Below are 17,703 nucleotides of genomic sequence, written 5' to 3' on the forward strand. Positions count from 1 at the left end.
ACGAAATATCAAGGCTGATCCATCATGTACGCATATGACGAACTCGATCGCACGCTGATCAACGAACGCGTGTCCGAATTCCGCGATCAGGTGAAGCGCCGCCTCTCCGGCGAACTCACCGAGGACGAATTCAAGATGCTGCGGCTGCAGAACGGCGTCTATCTGCAACTGCACGCCTACATGTTCCGCGTCGCGATTCCCTATGGCACGCTGTCGTCGAAGCAGCTGCGCGCGCTGGCCCATGTCGCGCGCCGCTATGACCGCGGCTACGGCCATTTCACCACCCGGCAGAACATCCAGTACAACTGGATCAAGCTCTCCGATCTGCCCGATGCGCTGGCCGATCTTGCCGAAGTCGGCATTCACGCCATGCAGACCTCCGGCAACAACATGCGCAACGTCACCTCGGACCAGTGGGCCGGCGTCGCGCCGGGCGAGGTCGAGGATCCCCGCATCTGGTCGGAAATCCTGCGCCAGCACACCACGCTGCATCCGGAATTCTCGTTCCTGCCGCGCAAGTTCAAGATCGCGATCACGGCTTCCGATCACGACCGCGCCGCGATCAAGATCCACGACATCGGCCTGCGGCTGTACCGGAATGCGGAAGGCGAGACCGGGTTCGAGGTGCTGGTCGGCGGCGGGCTTGGCCGCACGCCTTTCATCGCCAAGACCATCAAGCCGTTCGTGTCGCGCCGCGATATCCTCAGCTATGTCGAGGCGATCCTGCGCGTCTACAACCAGTACGGCCGCCGCGACAACATCTACAAGGCCCGCATCAAGATACTGGTGCACGAGCTCGGCATCGAGAAGTTCGCGGCCGAAGTCGAGGAGGAGTGGCAGCATATTCGCGACAGCGCGCTGACGCTGGAGGATTCCGTGATCGAGGAAATCCGTTCGCGCTTCTCCTATCCGGCCTACGACAAGCTGCCGCACATGCCGGAAGAGCTGAAGAAGGCGGCGCATGATCCGCATTTCGAGGCCTGGCGCCGCAACTCGGTGTTCACGCACAAGGTACAGGGCTATTCGATCGTGACGCTGTCGCTGAAGCCGGTGGGCGGGCCTCCGGGCGATGCCACCGCCGACCAGATGGACGCGGTCGCCGATCTCGCCGACAAGTATTCCTTCGGCGAGATTCGTGTGGGCCATGAGCAGAACCTGGTGCTGCCGCACGTCGCCAAGCGCGATCTGCCCGCGCTGTGGAAGGCGCTCGACAAGATCGGGCTGGCGACGCCGAACATCAATCTGGTCTCCGACATCATTGCCTGTCCGGGGCTGGATTATTGCTCGCTCGCCAATGCACGCTCGATCCCGATCGCGCAGGAATTGACGCGCCGCTTCGCCAACCACGAGACGGCGAACATGATCGGCCGCCTGCACATCAACATTTCCGGCTGCATCAATGCCTGCGGGCACCACCATGTCGGCCACATCGGCATTCTCGGCGTCGAAAAGAACGGCGAGGAATTCTACCAGATCACCATCGGCGGCCGTGCCGACGAGAGCGCCCAGATGGGCACCTTGATCGGCCCGGCAGTGCCTTATGTCGACGTTGCCGACGTGATCGAGGACATCGTTGAAGCCTATCTTGCCTTGCGCGTGCGCCCTGACGAATTGTTCGTCGATACGGTGAAGCGGCTCGGCGTCGAACCATTCAGGGAGCGGGTCTATGCCACTCGTTAAGGACGGAAAAATTGCAGCGGACCTGTTCGTCCATGTGCCCGACGGTGCCGAATTGCCGGGCGATGGTGCGATCCTGGTTCCGGCGGCGCGGTTTTTGGAAGATCCGCAAGCCCTGCTGGCGCGCGCCGGCAAGCTTGGCGTGATCTGGCCGAACAATCGCGACATCGACGATCTGGTGCCGTATCTCGACCGGCTGGCCGCCGTCGCACTGGTGTTTCCGTCATTCCGCGACGGCCGCGCCTATAGCCAGGCGCGGCTGCTGCGCGAGCGATACGGGTTCGAAGGCGAACTGCGCGCCACCGGCCAGGTGCTGCGCGATCAGTTCGTGTTCATGCTGCGCGCCGGCTTCGACGCTTTTGAAGTGAAGAAGGACAGCGACGCGGCGGCGTTTGCGGCCACCACCAAGCGCTATTCGGTGTTCTATCAGCCGACCGGCGATGGCCGCGTCACCGCGCTCAATCGGCGGATGCAGTTGCGTCATTCGGAGAGCGCCGGCCAGTGAGCACGATCGCACCGCATAGCCTTGCCGCGGATGCCACGATCCTGCATCCGGTGCAGACGCTCGACGATACCTTGCGTGACGCCTCGCCGGCGCGTGTCATTGAAACCGCGCTCAAGACCGTCGGCCGCGAACGGCTGGCGCTGGTGTCGTCGTTCGGCACGGAATCGGCGGCGCTGCTCAAGGTGATGGCCGACGTCGACCCCGCCATTCCCGTGATCTTCCTCGATACCGGATGGCTGTTCGAGGAGACGCTGGCCTATCGCGACACGTTGATCGCTGCCCTCGGCCTTCGCGACGTTCGCTCGATCAAGCCGCCGGAAGAGGCGCTCTCACGCCAGGATCCCGATCGCGAATTGTGGTTTTCCGATCCCGACGCCTGCTGCCGTATCCGCAAGGTGGAACCGCTGGCGCGGGCGCTCAAGCCGTTCGCGGCCTGGATCAACGGACGCAAGCGGTTTCAGGGTGGCGCGCGCGCCGAGATTGCCGTTGTTGAGGACGACGGCGACAAGCTGAAATTCAATCCGTTCGCCAACGTGTCGCGCGAAGAGATCGAGGCGATCTACAAGCTCGCCAAGCTGCCGCCGCACCCGCTGGTCACCTCCGGATACCTGTCGGTCGGATGCATGCCGTGTTCGAGCCGGACCGCGCCGGACGAGAACGCGCGTGCCGGCCGCTGGCGCGGCAGGTCCAAGACCGAATGCGGCATCCATACGATGAAAACTTCTTAAGCCGCCGGATTTCATAGGACATTGAGGCTGCGGAACCGCAAACAATGAAATGCGGTTTCGTTGACTAAGCGGCCTTTCGCCGCGACTTATGCGTTCACGGTTGATGATATACTTCGTCAAGCCGAATGGAGATCACCGATGATCCGTCGCATTCTGCCGCTGGTTGCTGGACTGCTCTGGGCGAGTTCGGCCCTCGCTGCCGATTACACCCTGCTCAACGTGTCCTACGATCCGACCCGCGAACTCTACGCCGATTTCAACAAGGCGTTCGTCGCGGCCTATCAGAAAGAAACCGGCAAGAGCGTCGAGATCAAGCAATCGCATGGCGGCTCCGGCTCGCAGGCGCGCGCGGTGATCGACGGCCTGCAAGCGGATGTCGTTACGCTGGCGCTGGCCTATGACATCGACGCGATCGCCGCCAAGGGGCTCGTTGCGACCGACTGGCAGAAGAAGTTATCGCTCAATGCGTCGCCCTACACGTCAACGATCGTGTTCCTGGTGCGCAAGGGCAATCCCAAGGCCATCAAGGATTGGGACGATCTGATCCAGCCCGGCGTGCAGGTGATTACGCCGAACCCGAAAACCTCGGGTGGTGCGCGCTGGAATTATCTGGCGGCATGGGGCTTTGCGCAAAAGAAATTCGGCTCCCCCGACAAGGCGAAGGTGTTCGTCGGCGATCTCTTCAAGAACGTGCCGGTGCTCGACACCGGCGCGCGCGGCTCGACGGTGACGTTCGTCGAGCGCGGCGTCGGCGACGTGCTGCTGGCGTGGGAGAACGAGGCGTTCCTGGCGCAGCGCGAGTTCGGCAAGGACAAGTTCGAGATCGTGGCGCCGCCGCTGTCGATTCTCGCCGAGCCACCGGTGGCGGTCGTCGACAAGGTTGCCGATAAAAAGGGCACCCGCGCCGTCGCCGAGGCTTACCTGAAATATTGGTATACCAAGGAAGGTCAGGAAATTGCCGCACGCAATTCCTACCGTCCGCGCGATTCGGAGATTGCGAAGGAGTACGAAAAATCCTTCGCCAAGGTCGAACTTTTCACGATCGACGACGTTTTTGGTGGTTGGACCAAGGCGCAGAAAGATCACTTCGGCGAAGGCGGCATTTTCGACCAGATTTACAAGAATTGATCTGGTTGACGGCCAGCCGTAGTGGAAGCAGGGGGATTTGTGAGCACAGCGGTCGCGCGGCGAAGCAGCTTGCCGGGGTTCGGTCTCACGATGGGACTGACCCTGACATGGCTCTCCGTTATCATCCTCATCCCGCTAGCCGGCCTGTTCCTCAAGACGCTTGAACTTTCGCCCGGACAGTTCTGGGACATCCTCACCAGCCGCCGCACCCTGAACGCACTGAAGCTCTCGTTCGGCCTCTCCTTTGCCGCGGCCTGCGTCAATCTGGTGATGGGCACGATCATCGTGTGGGCGCTGGTGCGGTATCGGTTTCCGGGCCGGCGGCTGTTCGACGCCATTGTCGACATTCCCTTTGCGCTGCCGACCGCGGTTGCGGGCGTGGCGCTGACGCAATTGTTCGCGCAGAAGGGCTGGCTCGGCGCGCCATTGGCTGAGCTCGGCATCAAGGTCGCATTCACGCCGATCGGCATTTTCATTGCGATGGTCTTCATCGGTATTCCGTTCGTGGTGCGGACAGTGCAACCGGTGCTGATCGATCTCGATCCCGAAATCGAGGAAGCGGCCGCGAGCCTCGGCGCCAACCGCTGGCACACGGTGTTCCGGGTGATCCTGCCGAGCCTGATACCGGCGCTGCTGACCGGGTTCGCATTGGCGTTCGCGCGTGCGGTCGGCGAATACGGTTCGGTGATTTTCATCGCCGGCAATCTGCCGAACGTGTCGGAGATCGCGCCGCTCCTGATCGTAATCAGGTTGTCCGAATTTCGTTATGCCGACGCGACCGCGATCGCCGTCATCATGCTGCTGGCTTCGTTCCTGATCATCCTTGTCGTCAATCGCCTGCAACGCTGGGCGCAAGCCCGCATTCCCGTGCATTGAGGGCCGGTCGATGTCTACGGAAACGAGTTTTGTGACACCGGCGGCTTCGCTCCGGGCCTACGCCTCCACCGCGGACCTTGCCATTTCTCCGCCGGCCATACACGAGGTAAGCGACCGTGCGCGCCGGATCGCTACCTCCAGGAATCTGCTAAACGAGCCCAGGCCGATCCGGTTCATCATCGTTGCGCTCGCGATTTCCTTTCTCACGATTTTCGTCGTGCTGCCGCTGGTGGTGGTATTCGCCTCGGCCTTTTCCAAGGGCATCAGCGCCTATCTTGCCGCGCTTACGGAGCCGGAGGCGCTTTCGGCCATCAGGCTCACGCTGCTGGTGGCGGCAATCTCCGTCACGCTCAATTTGGTGTTCGGCGTGATCGCGGCCTGGGCGATCGCGAAATTCGAATTCCGCGGCAAGACCTTCCTGATCACGCTGATCGACCTGCCGTTCTCGGTCAGCCCGGTCATTTCCGGCCTCGTCTTCGTGCTGCTGTTCGGCGCGCAGGGCTATTGGGGCACGTGGCTGCAGGCGCACGACATCCACATCCTGTTCGCGGTGCCCGGCATTGCGCTGGCGACGATCTTCGTGACGTTCCCCTTTGTCGCCCGTTCGCTCATTCCGCTGATGCAGGAGCAGGGCACGCAGGAGGAAGAGGCAGCGATCTCGCTGGGCGCGTCAGGGTTGCAGACCTTCTTCCGCGTCACTCTGCCCAATATCAAATGGGGCCTGTTGTATGGCGTACTGCTGTGCAACGCGCGTGCCATGGGCGAGTTCGGCGCGGTGTCTGTGGTGTCGGGCCATATCCGCGGCGAGACCAACACCATGCCGCTGCTGGTCGAGATTCTCTACAATGAGTATCAATTCGTGGCGTCGTTTGCGATTGCCTCGCTGCTGGCGATGCTGGCTTTGATTACGCTGATCGTAAAGACCGTTCTCGAACGGCGTCTGGACGAAGGGCAACCCCCAGAGGACATTTCAAGGGACGACGCAAGTGACCATTGAAGTCAAAAACATCGTCAAGAAGTTCGGTGCGTTTGCAGCGCTCGACAATGTCGATCTGAAAGTCGGCAAGGGCGAATTGCTGGCGCTGCTAGGTCCCTCCGGTTCGGGCAAGACGACGCTGCTGCGGATCATTGCAGGCCTCGACTGGCCGGACGCCGGCGAGGTGCGGATCGACGGTGAGGACGCGCTGGGACACGGCGCCAGCGAGCGTCATGTCGGATTCGTGTTCCAGCACTACGCGCTGTTTCGCCACATGACGGTGTTCGAAAACGTCGCCTTTGGCCTGCGCGTGCAGCCGCGCGCCATCCGCAAGGACGAGGCCACGATCCGCGCGCGCGTCAAGGAATTGCTCGATCTGGTGCAACTCGACTGGCTGGCCAACCGCTATCCCAGCCAGTTGTCCGGCGGCCAGCGCCAGCGCATCGCGCTGGCGCGTGCGCTCGCGATCGAGCCGCGCATCCTGCTGCTCGACGAACCCTTTGGCGCGCTCGACGCCAAGGTGAGGAAAGAGCTGCGGCAATGGCTGCGCTCGCTGCATTCCGAAATCCACGTCACCTCGATCTTCGTCACCCACGACCAGGAAGAGGCGCTGGAAGTCGCCAACCGCGTGGTTGTCATGGACAAGGGCCACATCGAGCAGATCGGCACGCCCGGCGATGTCTATGACAATCCCGCCACCGCCTTCGTCCATGGTTTCATCGGAGAATCCATCGTGCTGCCGGTGGAGGTAACCGGCGGGTCGGTGCGGCTCGGCGGCCAGCCGCTCAACATTGCCGCCGATGGCGCGGCCTCCGGCGCCTCAAAACTGTTCGTCCGCCGCCACGACATGCAGATCGGGCCGGCGGGAACCGGCTCGCTGGAGGGCGCGGTGCGCCATGTCCGCTCGTTCGGCCCGATCCAGCGGGCCGAGATCGCGCTCTCGGGCGGCGAGGGCAAGACCGTGATCGAGATCGACGCTCCCCGGGACCGGGAACTCCAGGCCGGCGAGATCATCGGCCTGCAGCCCCGCCGCTACCGGATCTTCGCCGCCCACGACTGATTCCATGGCCCCGTAACCCGGATGGAGCGCAGCGTAATCCGGGGCTGCTTGCCACGCGGACGAACTGTTCCCGGATTGCGCTTCGCTTCATCCGGGCTACAGCGCTTTGCCGCCCAAGATTAGCGTTCTTGGCGGGATGGCGCCACAAGCGCCGCCGTCATACCCCGCGAAGGCGGGGTATCCAGTACGCCGCGGCCTATCGATTCGATCACTGCCGTCTCTGGAATACTGGATCGTCCGCCTACGCGGACGATGACAGCGGTGGGGGCTGCTACCGGCCAGAATCCGTCCCCCGTTCACCATTCAGCCACGGTTGGTATGCAACAACGGCCGCATCCAGCCTTTTGGGATTCTTGGGGGATTCTTTCATTGAAACGGGCGACCACCGCCATTATCGGGCTTTTGCTGCTTGCCGGCTGCTCGGCAGACGTCAAAATTCCGGATCAGCCGTCCATGTATCTCGACATGGCGCAGCCTGGCGCCACGCTCGATCAGGTCGCCGCGGCGATCATGATCTCGCAATACCGCCAGAACAACGGCCTCGGCACCGTGGTGGTCGATCCCGAGCTGACCAGGCTCGCGGAGCAGCAGTCGCAAGCGATGGCGGCCCGCAACAAGATGGACCACAATGTGAAGGGCCCGCTGGACAAGCGGCTAGGGTCCTCCGGCTATCCGGCGACGGTTGCTGTCGAAAACATCTCGGCCGGATACCACACGCTGGCCGAGGCCTTCTCTGGCTGGCGTGACTCGCCGCCACACAAGGCCAACATGCTCAAAAACGGTGTCACAAAATTGGGCATCGCGGCGACTTATGCTCCAAACACCAAATACAAGGTGTTTTGGACGCTCATCCTTGCATCAACCTGAAGCAGGTCCGGCTACGGGCTTGGATGCCTCCCAGGGCGGTAAACTCGGCGTGATCCTTGCTTCGATCTCGCCGATTGACGCCGTCGCGAACTGCCGCCACGGTGCCGACCTCTCTGCCCACTGATCGATGGTCACGATGGATCATTCAAACCCCGCGCCCGCAACCACACCTGCCAAAGCGCAGCGCGTACTGGTTCTGCAGGGTGGTGGCGCGCTCGGCTCCTATCAGGCCGGCGCCTTTCAGGCGCTGTGTCGCGCAGGCTTCGAACCGGAATGGGTCGCGGGCATTTCGATCGGCGCCATCAATGCGGCGATCATTGCCGGCAACGGGCCGGAAAGCCGCGTCGATCGCCTCAAGGAATTCTGGGAGATGGTGTCGTCTCCGGTGTCGTGGAGTCCGGTAACGCCGGGCGACCGGGCGCGCTCGCTGTTCAACGAAACCTCAGCCGCGCTGATCGCGACCTTTGGCGTGCCCGGCTTCTTCGCGCCGCGCCTTCCGCCCGCGCCCTTGTGGCCACCCGGCAGCCCGCAATCGCAGAGCTATTACGACACCGCGCCGCTGAAGAAGACGCTGGAGCGGCTGGTCGACTTCGATCGCATCAACGATCTGAAGACGCGGCTCAGCGTCGGCGCGGTCGGCGTGACCTCGGGCAATCTGAAATATTTCGACAATTTCGAGTTCAGGCAGCTCGGCAAGAAGATCGGGCCGGAGCACATCATGGCCTCCGGTGCGCTGCCGCCAGGCTTTCCATCCATCGTCATCGAAGGCGAACACTACTGGGATGGCGGCATCGCCTCGAACACCCCGCTCGATTTCGTGCTGGAGGAAGAGTTCAGGCGCGACCTCCTGATCTTCCAGGTCGATCTGTTCAGTGCGCGCGGGCAACTGCCGGAGTCGCTGCTCGATGCCGCCGAGCGGGAAAAGGACATCCGTTATTCCAGCCGCACCCGCATGAGTACCGACAAGAACAAGCAGATCCACAACGCGCGCATGGCGGTGCGCGATCTGCTCGGCAAATTGCCGGATCATTTGCAGAACGATCCGTCGGTCGAATTCCTGCGCCAGGCTTCGAAGGAAAACACCGTTACGGTCGTACACCTGATCTACAAGGGCAAGAATTACGAGACAAATTCCAAGGATTACGATTTTTCACATGTCGCCATGGTCGAGCACTGGAACGCGGGCGTCCGCGACGTTCATCAGTCGATGCGTCACAAGGATGTGTTGGAGCGCCCGCAATCCGGCGAGAGCATGAAGGCGTACGATATGTCGGGGGATGTTCCCAAGTCCCCCGGAGCCAAGCAGGAGTGAATGGAATGGGTACGTTAAAAGACAAAACCGCCGTCGTGACCGGCTCGACCAGTGGCATCGGTTTGGCTTACGCGCGTGCTTTCGCCGCCGCCGGCGCCAATGTCGTCCTCAACGGCATGGGCGTGCCGGCCGATATCGAGCGCGAGCGTTCCGGCATCGAGACCGATTTCAAGGTGCGCGCGGTGCATTCGCCCGCCGACATGACCAAGCCCGCCGAGATCGCCGAAATGATCGCGCTCGGCGAGAAGACGTTCGGTTCCGTCGATATCCTCGTCAACAATGCCGGCATCCAGTTCGTGTCGCCGATCGAGGAGTTTCCGCCGGAGAAGTGGGAAGCCATCATCGCCATCAACCTGTCGTCGGCGTTTTACGGCATCCGCGCCGCGGTGCCCGGCATGAAGAAGCGCGGCTGGGGCCGCATCATCAACACGGCGTCCGCCCATTCGCTGGTCGCTTCGCCGTTCAAGTCGGCCTATGTCTCGGCCAAGCACGGCATCGCCGGCTTGACAAAAACGGTGGCGCTGGAGCTCGCGACCTTCAAGATCACCTGCAACTGCATCAGCCCGGGTTATGTCTGGACGCCGCTGGTCGAGAAGCAGATTCCCGAGACCATGAAGGCGCGCAACATGACCAAGGAGCAGGTCATCAAGGACGTGCTGCTCGACGCGCAGCCGACCAAGGAGTTCGTGACCTCGGAACAGGTCGCAGCGTTAGCGCTGTTCCTGTGCGGCGACGATGCCGCCCAGATCACCGGCGCCAATCTGTCGATCGACGGTGGCTGGACTGCGGAATAGGAATTGCGGACGGCTCTCCGGGAGCGCGCACCCACAACCCCTTAGCGTTTTCGAGCGAAGTGGGTGCCGGCTCGCGTAAAGAAGACGCGTCAAAAAAGAATCTAGGGCGTCACGGATGCCCTAGTGCGAGGCGCTCTTGGCAATCGCCGCGACGCTCGCCGTCGACAAGTGCAACTCGTTGACGCCAAGTTTGCCGGCGACCAGGATCAGAACGCTGGCCAGTAGCAGCCTGAGCACCGTCTCCGGCACGCGAACCGCGCAGTAACTGCCGATGATGATGCCGGGCAGCGAGCCTATCAGCAGCACGCCCATCAGCGCCCAGTCGACCGAGCCGAGCGCCCAGTGGCCGATGCCCGCGACCAGCGTCAGCGGCACGGCGTGCGCGATGTCGGAGCCGACGATGCTCGCCATCGGCAGGCGCGGATAGAGCAGCAGCAGCGCGGTGACGCCGACGGCGCCGGCGCCCACGGACGAAATCGAGACCAGCACCCCGAGTGCCACGCCGACCACCACGGTCGCGTAGCCGGTCGTCGAGGCGCCGAGCCGTTCCATGCGCCGGCGGTATCGATCCATGATCGCCTTGCGGAAGATCAACGATGTCGCCGTGAGAATGAGCGCAAAGCACAGCACCAGATTGACCAGGCTGCGCGCGGCCTCCCCGTTGAGTTCGAGCTGCCACAGCACAAGCAAGGTGATGACACTCGCCGGGATGCTGCCGCTGGCGAGACGCAGTACTGCCGGCCAGTGAATGCTCTGTGACCAGCCATGCACCAGGCTGCCGCCGGTCTTGGTCGCGGCGGCGTATAGCAGATCGGTGCCGACAGCGGTCGACGGATGGACGCCGAACATCAGGATCAACAACGGCGTCATCAGCGAGCCGCCGCCGACGCCGGTCATCCCGACCAGCAGGCCGACGCCGAATCCCGATGCAACGTAGAGAGGATCAATCATTTCCAGGGCCAAATCTCTGATTTCGACCGACTATACAGCAATGCCGGCTTGGGCGTCCTGATTGAGCGAAACAAGAATGCTTTATGCGCGCGGTCGGAATCGCCGGATATTGTCTCTCCTATGCCGATACGAGGATGGTGACGTTCTGAGGCCTCAAATGCGGCGATCGCGGGGCGCCGATGGCCGGCCATTCCCGATCCCGAAGTGGCCGGCGCGATGTGGCGCGTTTGCTGTCCTATTGATTTCAGGGATCAGCGCTTGCCGAACGCCAGCACGTGCAGTCCGAGCCGCCGGCGCACGATCCAGAACAGCAGCACCGTCTCGAACGCCAGCGAGATCGAGGTCGCGGCCGCTGCGCCATGGCCGCCGAAGCGGGGCACCAGCATCAGGCACAGCACGAGGTTCATGACGAAGGCGAGCGCATAGGCCATAGCGCAGATGTGCTGGTGGCCGAGCATGTTGAGCAGCCGTTCGACTGGACCGATGGCGGATCGCACGACAAGACCAATCGCGGCAATGAACATGATATCGTAGCCGACCACGAATTGCGGCCCGAACAGCCACAATATCGGCCTGCCCAGCGCCAGCAGTAAAATGGTGGCGGCCAGCGACGGCCAGAACGTCCACTGGATCGCGTGCGCCACATAGGCAGACAGCCGCGGCTTGTCGCCCTGCGCGTGATACTCGGCAAAGCGATGCGCCGTCGTCGCCGCCATCGCATAGTGAATGAAGGAGACCAGCGCCAACGTCTTCACCACGGCGAAATAGACGCCGACTTCCTCGGAGGAGCGGAACTGCTGCAGCACCAGCACGTCGGTGTAGGACAGCAGCAGATAAAACCCTTCGACCATCAGGATCGGCAGCGAGACCGCAAGCCAGCCGCGGAAATCATAGGCCTTGGGGCCAGGCTCGATGTGGCCGCCGAGCCTGCGGTTCAGCAAGATCATCTGGCCGATCATCGCGATCCATACCGCGGCGGCGCTGGCCCACATCGCGGCGGTGGCGCCGAGATTGAAACCGAGCACGAAGGCGCCGGCGGTCAAGCCGATGATCAGCGACTGCCGCACGATGAATTGCGGCATCAGGCCGAGCCGCATCCAGTCATGCGAGCGGGCGATGCCGTCCTGGGTGTTGGCGACGACAAACGCCGGCAGCGTCAGGCAGCCGATATAGAGGGGAACGATCGCGTTGGCGTCGATCCACGGCGACAATCCCTTCACCACGCCCGCCAGCAGCAGCGAGACGATGGAGGAGACGGCGAACGTGATCCAGCGGCTGCCGGAGAGGAAGCCGCGCAGCAGGGCGTGCTCGCCGCGGGTGCGATATTCCGGGATGATCTTCTGCGCGGAGGCCGAGATGCCGAAATCCATCATGCTGCCGAGCAGCAGCACCCAGGTCCAGACATAGACATAGACACCGTAATCCGAGCCGCCCATCCAGCGCGCCAGCAGGATCTGCGCGAAATAGGCGAGCGCTGCGCTGAAGACGCGGATGATGAAGATGGTGCCGGCCAGCCGCCTGGTGACGGAGGCCTCACTGGAGCCGCCGAGCAGCCCACGCAGGCGCGCGATCACGCCGGCAGGCGGGGCGGTTGCGGATTGCGTATCCATCACGGCCACAAGGGTGCATCCCCGAAACGCGCCGCGAGGCGGCGGCGATGTTCGGATGTATCAACCATTCGTTAAGATTCGGTTGGATGGGGGGCCCGGGGCGTCGTCCCTGCGAACGCAGGGACCCATAGCCTCCGGCATTCATTGGGCGAAAGGTATTGGCCATCACGCCATGATCGAGGGATCACGCGGTATGGGTTCCTGCGTTCGCAGGAACGACGAGAAGCTAATTCAAACTGACATTAAATTCATAGGCCCGGTCGCCGCCGACCAGCGTCAATTTGAGCGCGGCGCCTTCGGCGCTGGCGCCAGGCGGCAAGCCGTCGAGTTCGAAGGTAAAGCGTTTGACGCCGGGCGGGCTTTGCTCGACCAGCTTGGGAACCGGCAGCGCCCAGTCCGGCGTCGGCCCCTCGACGAACAGGCTGACCTCCTTGGCCTCGGGCGCGATCACGTCGACCAGCACGTTGTTCTTTCCGTCGCGCTTGACGTCGCGGATGGTCAGCGGATTGGGGTCACCGATATTGGCGGGCTTCGGCACGGTATTGAGCGCATCGGACAGGTTACCGTCCTCGGTACTTGCGACGCTGGCAAACGCGAGTTCGGCTTGGGCTTCGACCGGAATGCAGAGCTTGTCGCAGACGGCATAACTGACGTGGGCGCGCAGCGTCACCGGCTTGTCGGCATTTTTGGCGACGATCCGCAACGGCAGCACGACCTGCTGCTTGTATCCCAGCGCGGTGCCGCCGGCGCCGTCGTCGAATTTCTTCGGTGCCGGCCACAGCACGGTCACGGCTTCGACATTGTCCGATTTGGAGAAATCGAAGCGGGGCGGGACGCCGGAATCGCCGGGCGTCCGCCAATAGGTCTTCCATCCCGGCTGCAGCTGGATGGCAACGCCGCCGAGCAGCACCGTACCGCTGCGCGATCCCGCCAGCAGCCGGACCGCGGAATGGGTGTCGCGTTGCCACGGCGAGGCATCCTCGGCGCGAACTTCCGACGTGGCACATACGGCATACAGGGCGGCAACGCCGAGCGCGGCGCGCAGGGGAACCATCACGATCATGGGACGTCTTTACAGGCAAGTTTCGCAGCAAACCATTGAATTGCGTGTGATCGGCCGCCGAATGATGCCGGAAGCTTGATTGACAGAAACCCAACCCGATATCAGGATATGCAATCAGCAAGAGAGGCCTTTGCGGATGAGCCCTGAAGGCAAAACACCGAAGCCCGTTCGCCGCAAAGCCGCCGGCATTGGCGACAATTCGTCTGGCGACGGTTATCTGGACGGCCAGCTGCTGATCGCAATGCCGGTCATGGGCGATCCGCGCTTCGAGCGCTCCGTCATCTACATGTGCGCGCATTCGTCGGAAGGGGCGATGGGCATCATCGTCAACCGTCCGGCCGGCAGCATCGATTTTCCCGGACTTTTGGTGCAGCTCGACATCATCGAGAAGGCCGACCAGATCAAGCTGCCGGAAAACGCCGAGAGCATGCAGGTGCTCAAGGGCGGCCCGGTCGATACCGGCCGCGGCTTCGTGCTGCATTCGAGCGATTTCTTCATCAAGGACGCGACGCTCAATATTGACGACGGCATCTGCCTGACGGCGACGGTGGACATCCTCAAGGCGATCGCCAAGGGCACCGGACCCAAACACGCGATCCTGGCGCTGGGCTATGCCGGCTGGGCGCCGGGCCAGCTTGAGAACGAGATCCAGCACAATGGCTGGCTGCATTGCGATGCCGATCCGGAGCTGATCTTCGGCGACGACGTCGAAGAGAAATACCAGCGCGCGCTGCGGAAAATCGGCATCGATCCCGGCATGCTGTCGAACGAGGCCGGGCACGCATAGCTCCGATTCCGCTTGCGGTCGCAACAACCGCGCTGTCGTCCCTGCGAACGCAGGGACCCATACGCCGCGGCCGAAGTATGGGGCAGGAAAGTCGACGGCGTCGGCTCAGCAATTCCCGGCGCCGAATTGACGAGCGCAGAGCGTCATCCACCAAGTCTTCTCGATAAATCACGCGGTATGGGTCCCTGCGTTCGCAGGGACGACGATGGTCCGGGGAAACCTACTCCGCCGCCTGCTGCTGCACCGTCGGTTCGGTGCCGGCCACCGTCGCGCGCCGCATGTCGCGGGGCTGCGACTGGTCGTAGCGGCGGACGCGGTGCATGGTCTGGCGATTGTCCCACATCACGAGGTCATGCAACGTCCATTTATGGACGTGGACGAATGCCGGCTGCGTGGCGTGCTCGGTGAGATCGCGCAGCAGCAGCCGCGCTTCGGGCATGCTCATGCCCTGAATCGCGCCGGCATGCGATGACAGATACAGCGACTTGCGGCGGTGCACCGGATGGGTCCGCACCAGCCGCTGCAACACCGGCTTGAACATCGCTTTCTCTTCGTCGGTATAATCCAGGAAGCCGAGCGAGCCGCGCGAATACATCAGCGAATGCTCGCAGATCATCTCCTCGATCTCGGCCTTGGTGTCGTCGTCGAGCGCGTCATAGGCCGCGCGCATGTCGGCGAATTCGGTGTTGCCGCCCTTGGGGTTCACCACCCGCGCCGACAATAGCGAAAATTTTGCCGGGATCGGGCGGAACGAGCTGTCGGAATGCCATAGGCAGTTGCCGAGATTGAACAGATGGGTGCGGTTGTCGCGCGGCAGCGGCTTGCCGTCCTTGCCGAGATTGGAAACGTCATTCAGCCCCGAGGTGAGCCGATAGTCTTCCTTCTTGGTGATGGTGCCGCCCCGCGCCTTCTCACGGTCGCCGAAATTCAGCGCAAAGGCCAGTTGCTGTTCGTCCGTGATGTCCTGGTTGCGAAACAGCAGCACGGCATATTTGTCCATGCCGGCTTCGATGTCGGCCGCTTCCTGCGCCGTCAGGGGCTTTCGCAAATCAACGCCCGAAACCTCGCCGAAAAAATGTGGATGAAGCTGCCGGATCGTGACCGTCATGGCGTCTCTCCTGAAAGCGGCGGGCGGATCGTCCCGCTCTCTTTGTAAGAAAAATTACTCCCCGAAATGTCCAAGTCAACGCCGCGGACGCATGCCCGCTACGCGTTTCGTGCCATCAGCCCGCCGTCCACGGGGATCACGGCGCCGGTCAGGAAGGAGGCCGCCGGCAGGCACAGGCTCAACGTCATGTGCGCCACTTCCTCAGGCTCGCCATAGCGGCCGAGAGCGGTGCGGCGTTTGGCGTAAACCGCCTTGTGCTCTTCGGAAATCCGCTCGGTGATCGCAGTGCGGATCGGGCCCGGGCAGATGCAGTTCACGGTGATGCCCTCGCGGCCGAGCTCGACGGCGAGCGAGCGCGTCAGGCTCGTCACGCCGCCTTTCGCGGCGGAGTAGGCGCTGACGGTTGCGGTGGCGCCAAGCGCCTCGGTCGATGCGATATTGACAATGCGCGGGCACTTCGACCGGCGAAGATGCGGCAGCGCAGCGCGGATGATGCGTGGATGGGCGGTCAGCATCACGGCCAGCGCCTTGTCCCAGCCGGCGTCATACCCTTCGTCGTCGATCGGCATGCGCATGGAGATACCGGCATTATTGATGACGATGTCGAGGGAGCCGAAATGTGCTGCCGCGTCATTCACGACCTTGATGATGTCCTGCGGTTTAGCGACATCGAGAACCCATGCCTTTGCCGAGCCGCCTTTTTCGGTAATCTCGCCGGCGACGGCCTGCGTCGCCTCGACGTTGAGGTCGGTAACCGCCACATTGGCGCCCTCGGCGGCGAAGACACGCGCCGTGGCGCGGCCCATGCCGCTGGCGGCGCCGGTGACGAGAATGGTCAGGCCTTTGACCGAGCGGCTGAGCTGCTTGAAATCTGACATGATAAGATCCCGACGATGAAGGCTGGGCGCGCTGGAAGGATTGACAAGGCTGGCACCGATCCGCAGACAGGTCAAACGAAGCCGAGCGAGGTGCAATCGTGACCAATATTGGCGGCCCGCAGATACGTCGCCTGCAGCCTGCTGACGCGGCTCTCTACCGGGAGATCCGGCTGGAAGCACTCCAGAAATATCCCGAGGCTTTCGGCAGCACGTTCGAGAAAGAAAACGCGCAACCGCTGTCGTGGTTCGAGGCGGCCATTGGCCGTGCGGATATCTTCGGCGGATTCCTTGACGGGCGGCTTATGGGAATAGCCGGATTTGCCGCGCAGGAAGGTACGAAGCACGCGCATAAGGGATTGCTTTGGGCGATGTATGTTCGAAGCGCTGCGCGAAAATCCGGGCTTGGAAAAATGCTTGTCGCGGCCGTTCTCGATCATGCGCGCGGGTGCGTGGAGATGGTTCAGTTGACCGTGGTGAGCGAGAACGAAGCCGCACGCCGGCTTTATGAAGCGATGGGCTTTGTCGCGTATGGCCATGAAAAGCGAGCGCTCAAACATGACGGGCGATATTACGACGAGGTTCTGATGGTCAAATTCCTCGACGAAGGCTTAAGCTAAAGCCCAACAAAAGAAGGATCGCGAGCGATGAACGAACTGGATTTCAGCGACAAGCAGGTGCTGGTGGTCGGCGGCTCCAGCGGCATCGGTAACGGCATCGCGCAGGCCTTCCGCGCCAAAGGCGCGAATGTCGCCGTCTGCGGCACCCGCGCGAGCGCTGCCGACTATTCGCCCGACGAAGGATCGCATCTCGAAGGGCTCGACTATTTCCAGCTCGACGTCAGCAACGCGCAGGCGATCGAGGCCTTGAAGCCGCCGTTTGAAAAATTGGACGTGCTGGTGCTGGCGCAGGGCGCGGTGATCTACCGCCGCGGCGAATTCGAGATGGATGGCTTTCGTAAAGTCCTGGAAGTCAATTTGATGAGCCTGATGGCGTGCGCAACCAGGTTTCAGGCGATGCTGAGCGCCAGCAAAGGTTCGCTGATCATCGTCAGTTCGACCGCCGCCTATCACTCCACCATGGGCAATCCGGCCTATAACGCCTCGAAGACCGGCGCGGTCGGCTTGACGCGCACGCTCGGCGAGGCCTGGGCCGAGAACGGTATTCGCGTCAACGGCATCGCGCCCGGCCTGGTCGACACCAAGATGACCAAGGCCACGACATCAAATCCTAAACGCCTCGAAGGGGCGCTGGAGCGGATTCCGCTGAAGCGACTCGGCACGCCCGCCGACATGGCCGGCGCGGCGCTGTTCCTGGCCTCGCCGCTGTCGTCCTACATCATCGGGCAGACCATCGTGGTCGATGGCGGGCTTATACTTTGAGCCA

At 62.7% G+C, this 17,703-nt stretch carries 18 protein-coding genes; 13 read left to right on the top strand and 5 right to left on the bottom strand.

The window, feature by feature from the left end; translation table 11 throughout:
• Positions 1 to 24: 24 nt before the first annotated feature.
• The 10 genes from ACPPVP_RS05855 (at position 25) to ACPPVP_RS05900 (ending at position 9,923) form a co-directional block, all read left to right on the top strand.
• Entirely contained in the window at positions 25 to 1,680 is a 1,656-nt protein-coding gene (locus ACPPVP_RS05855) for a nitrite/sulfite reductase (protein WP_426532151.1), read from the top strand.
• Positions 1,667 to 2,182 (top strand): DUF934 domain-containing protein, encoded by a 516-nt coding sequence (locus ACPPVP_RS05860; RefSeq protein WP_426532153.1) that lies wholly within the window; start codon positions 1,667 to 1,669, stop codon positions 2,180 to 2,182. The genes ACPPVP_RS05855 and ACPPVP_RS05860 overlap by 14 nt, the downstream gene beginning before the upstream one ends.
• Positions 2,179 to 2,910, top strand: coding sequence for a phosphoadenylyl-sulfate reductase (locus ACPPVP_RS05865; protein WP_426532155.1), 732 nt, complete (start codon positions 2,179 to 2,181; stop codon positions 2,908 to 2,910). Before ACPPVP_RS05860 ends, ACPPVP_RS05865 begins: the two co-directional genes overlap by 4 nt.
• Before the next feature lie 138 nt (positions 2,911 to 3,048).
• Positions 3,049 to 4,038 (top strand): sulfate ABC transporter substrate-binding protein, encoded by a 990-nt coding sequence (locus ACPPVP_RS05870; RefSeq protein WP_426532157.1) that lies wholly within the window; start codon positions 3,049 to 3,051, stop codon positions 4,036 to 4,038.
• Positions 4,039 to 4,128: 90 nt separating this feature from the next.
• Positions 4,129 to 4,914, top strand: coding sequence for a sulfate ABC transporter permease subunit CysT (gene cysT / locus ACPPVP_RS05875; RefSeq protein ID WP_426537691.1), 786 nt, complete (start codon positions 4,129 to 4,131; stop codon positions 4,912 to 4,914).
• Between the two features lie 10 nt (positions 4,915 to 4,924).
• A complete protein-coding gene (gene cysW / locus ACPPVP_RS05880) occupies positions 4,925 to 5,911 on the top strand; it encodes a sulfate ABC transporter permease subunit CysW (RefSeq protein ID WP_426532159.1) in 987 nt (328 codons plus the stop codon).
• Positions 5,901 to 6,950 carry a sulfate/molybdate ABC transporter ATP-binding protein gene (locus tag ACPPVP_RS05885; RefSeq protein ID WP_426532161.1) on the top strand — a complete coding sequence of 350 codons (1,050 nt, stop codon included), beginning with the start codon at positions 5,901 to 5,903 and terminating at the stop codon, positions 6,948 to 6,950. The genes cysW and ACPPVP_RS05885 overlap by 11 nt, the downstream gene beginning before the upstream one ends.
• 318 nt (positions 6,951 to 7,268) lie before the next feature.
• Positions 7,269 to 7,817: a CAP domain-containing protein gene (locus ACPPVP_RS05890; protein WP_426537693.1), complete on the top strand. Its 549-nt coding sequence runs from the start codon at positions 7,269 to 7,271 to the stop codon at positions 7,815 to 7,817.
• A 136-nt stretch (positions 7,818 to 7,953) separates the two neighbouring features.
• Positions 7,954 to 9,129, top strand: coding sequence for a DUF3734 domain-containing protein (locus tag ACPPVP_RS05895; protein WP_426532163.1), 1,176 nt, complete (start codon positions 7,954 to 7,956; stop codon positions 9,127 to 9,129).
• A gap of 5 nt (positions 9,130 to 9,134) precedes the next feature.
• A complete protein-coding gene (locus tag ACPPVP_RS05900; protein ID WP_426532165.1) occupies positions 9,135 to 9,923 on the top strand; it encodes a 3-hydroxybutyrate dehydrogenase in 789 nt (262 codons plus the stop codon).
• A gap of 120 nt (positions 9,924 to 10,043) precedes the next feature.
• Here the strand turns inward: ACPPVP_RS05900 and ACPPVP_RS05905 are convergent, their stop codons facing one another.
• The 3 genes from ACPPVP_RS05905 to ACPPVP_RS05915 form a co-directional block, all read right to left on the bottom strand.
• Positions 10,044 to 10,874, bottom strand: a complete 831-nt coding sequence (locus tag ACPPVP_RS05905; RefSeq protein ID WP_426532167.1) for a sulfite exporter TauE/SafE family protein — start codon at positions 10,872 to 10,874, stop codon at positions 10,044 to 10,046.
• Between the two features lie 251 nt (positions 10,875 to 11,125).
• A complete protein-coding gene (locus tag ACPPVP_RS05910; protein ID WP_426532169.1) occupies positions 11,126 to 12,484 on the bottom strand; it encodes a polysaccharide biosynthesis C-terminal domain-containing protein in 1,359 nt (452 codons plus the stop codon).
• 226 nt (positions 12,485 to 12,710) lie between these two features.
• Positions 12,711 to 13,547, bottom strand: coding sequence for a protein-disulfide reductase DsbD domain-containing protein (locus ACPPVP_RS05915; RefSeq protein WP_426532171.1), 837 nt, complete (start codon positions 13,545 to 13,547; stop codon positions 12,711 to 12,713).
• Positions 13,548 to 13,683: 136 nt separating this feature from the next.
• On the opposite strand from ACPPVP_RS05915, the gene ACPPVP_RS05920 reads away from it, so the two are divergent.
• The gene (locus tag ACPPVP_RS05920; RefSeq protein ID WP_426532173.1) at positions 13,684 to 14,334 is read left to right on the top strand and encodes a YqgE/AlgH family protein; all 651 of its coding nucleotides are present in this window, start codon (positions 13,684 to 13,686) and stop codon (positions 14,332 to 14,334) included.
• A 220-nt stretch (positions 14,335 to 14,554) separates the two neighbouring features.
• On the opposite strand, the gene ACPPVP_RS05925 is transcribed toward ACPPVP_RS05920, so the two are convergent.
• Positions 14,555 to 15,442 (bottom strand): TauD/TfdA dioxygenase family protein, encoded by an 888-nt coding sequence (locus ACPPVP_RS05925; protein WP_426532175.1) that lies wholly within the window; start codon positions 15,440 to 15,442, stop codon positions 14,555 to 14,557.
• A 98-nt stretch (positions 15,443 to 15,540) separates the two neighbouring features.
• Positions 15,541 to 16,320, bottom strand: a complete 780-nt coding sequence (locus tag ACPPVP_RS05930) for an SDR family NAD(P)-dependent oxidoreductase (protein ID WP_426532177.1) — start codon at positions 16,318 to 16,320, stop codon at positions 15,541 to 15,543.
• A gap of 98 nt (positions 16,321 to 16,418) precedes the next feature.
• Here ACPPVP_RS05930 and ACPPVP_RS05935 point away from each other — a divergent pair, with 98 nt between their 5' ends.
• Both ACPPVP_RS05935 and ACPPVP_RS05940 read left to right on the top strand, forming a co-directional pair.
• The gene (locus tag ACPPVP_RS05935) at positions 16,419 to 16,937 is read left to right on the top strand and encodes an N-acetyltransferase family protein (protein ID WP_426532179.1); all 519 of its coding nucleotides are present in this window, start codon (positions 16,419 to 16,421) and stop codon (positions 16,935 to 16,937) included.
• A gap of 27 nt (positions 16,938 to 16,964) precedes the next feature.
• Positions 16,965 to 17,699: an SDR family NAD(P)-dependent oxidoreductase gene (locus ACPPVP_RS05940; RefSeq protein ID WP_426532181.1), complete on the top strand. Its 735-nt coding sequence runs from the start codon at positions 16,965 to 16,967 to the stop codon at positions 17,697 to 17,699.
• Positions 17,700 to 17,703 lie beyond the last annotated feature (4 nt).

The sequence above is a fragment of the Bradyrhizobium sp. McL0615 genome, from assembly GCF_049993905.1.
Taxonomy (GTDB): Bacteria; Pseudomonadota; Alphaproteobacteria; order Rhizobiales; family Xanthobacteraceae; genus Bradyrhizobium.

Bases quoted from the DNA above. Each gene is read 5' to 3' on its own strand.
- ACPPVP_RS05915 (WP_426532171.1), bottom strand. From the start codon at position 13,547: ATGATCGTGATGGTTCCCCTGCGCGCCGCGCTCGGCGTTGCCGCCCTG.
- cysW (WP_426532159.1), top strand. From the start codon at position 4,925: ATGTCTACGGAAACGAGTTTTGTGACACCGGCGGCTTCGCTCCGGGCC.
- ACPPVP_RS05905 (WP_426532167.1), bottom strand. From the start codon at position 10,874: ATGATTGATCCTCTCTACGTTGCATCGGGATTCGGCGTCGGCCTGCTG.
- ACPPVP_RS05855 (WP_426532151.1), top strand. From the start codon at position 25: ATGTACGCATATGACGAACTCGATCGCACGCTGATCAACGAACGCGTG.
- ACPPVP_RS05920 (WP_426532173.1), top strand. From the start codon at position 13,684: ATGAGCCCTGAAGGCAAAACACCGAAGCCCGTTCGCCGCAAAGCCGCC.
- cysT (WP_426537691.1), top strand. From the start codon at position 4,129: ATGGGACTGACCCTGACATGGCTCTCCGTTATCATCCTCATCCCGCTA.
- ACPPVP_RS05860 (WP_426532153.1), top strand. From the start codon at position 1,667: ATGCCACTCGTTAAGGACGGAAAAATTGCAGCGGACCTGTTCGTCCAT.
- ACPPVP_RS05925 (WP_426532175.1), bottom strand. From the start codon at position 15,442: ATGACGGTCACGATCCGGCAGCTTCATCCACATTTTTTCGGCGAGGTT.
- ACPPVP_RS05870 (WP_426532157.1), top strand. From the start codon at position 3,049: ATGATCCGTCGCATTCTGCCGCTGGTTGCTGGACTGCTCTGGGCGAGT.
- ACPPVP_RS05910 (WP_426532169.1), bottom strand. From the start codon at position 12,484: ATGGATACGCAATCCGCAACCGCCCCGCCTGCCGGCGTGATCGCGCGC.
- ACPPVP_RS05940 (WP_426532181.1), top strand. From the start codon at position 16,965: ATGAACGAACTGGATTTCAGCGACAAGCAGGTGCTGGTGGTCGGCGGC.
- ACPPVP_RS05895 (WP_426532163.1), top strand. From the start codon at position 7,954: ATGGATCATTCAAACCCCGCGCCCGCAACCACACCTGCCAAAGCGCAG.
- ACPPVP_RS05890 (WP_426537693.1), top strand. From the start codon at position 7,269: ATGCAACAACGGCCGCATCCAGCCTTTTGGGATTCTTGGGGGATTCTT.
- ACPPVP_RS05900 (WP_426532165.1), top strand. From the start codon at position 9,135: ATGGGTACGTTAAAAGACAAAACCGCCGTCGTGACCGGCTCGACCAGT.
- ACPPVP_RS05930 (WP_426532177.1), bottom strand. From the start codon at position 16,320: ATGTCAGATTTCAAGCAGCTCAGCCGCTCGGTCAAAGGCCTGACCATT.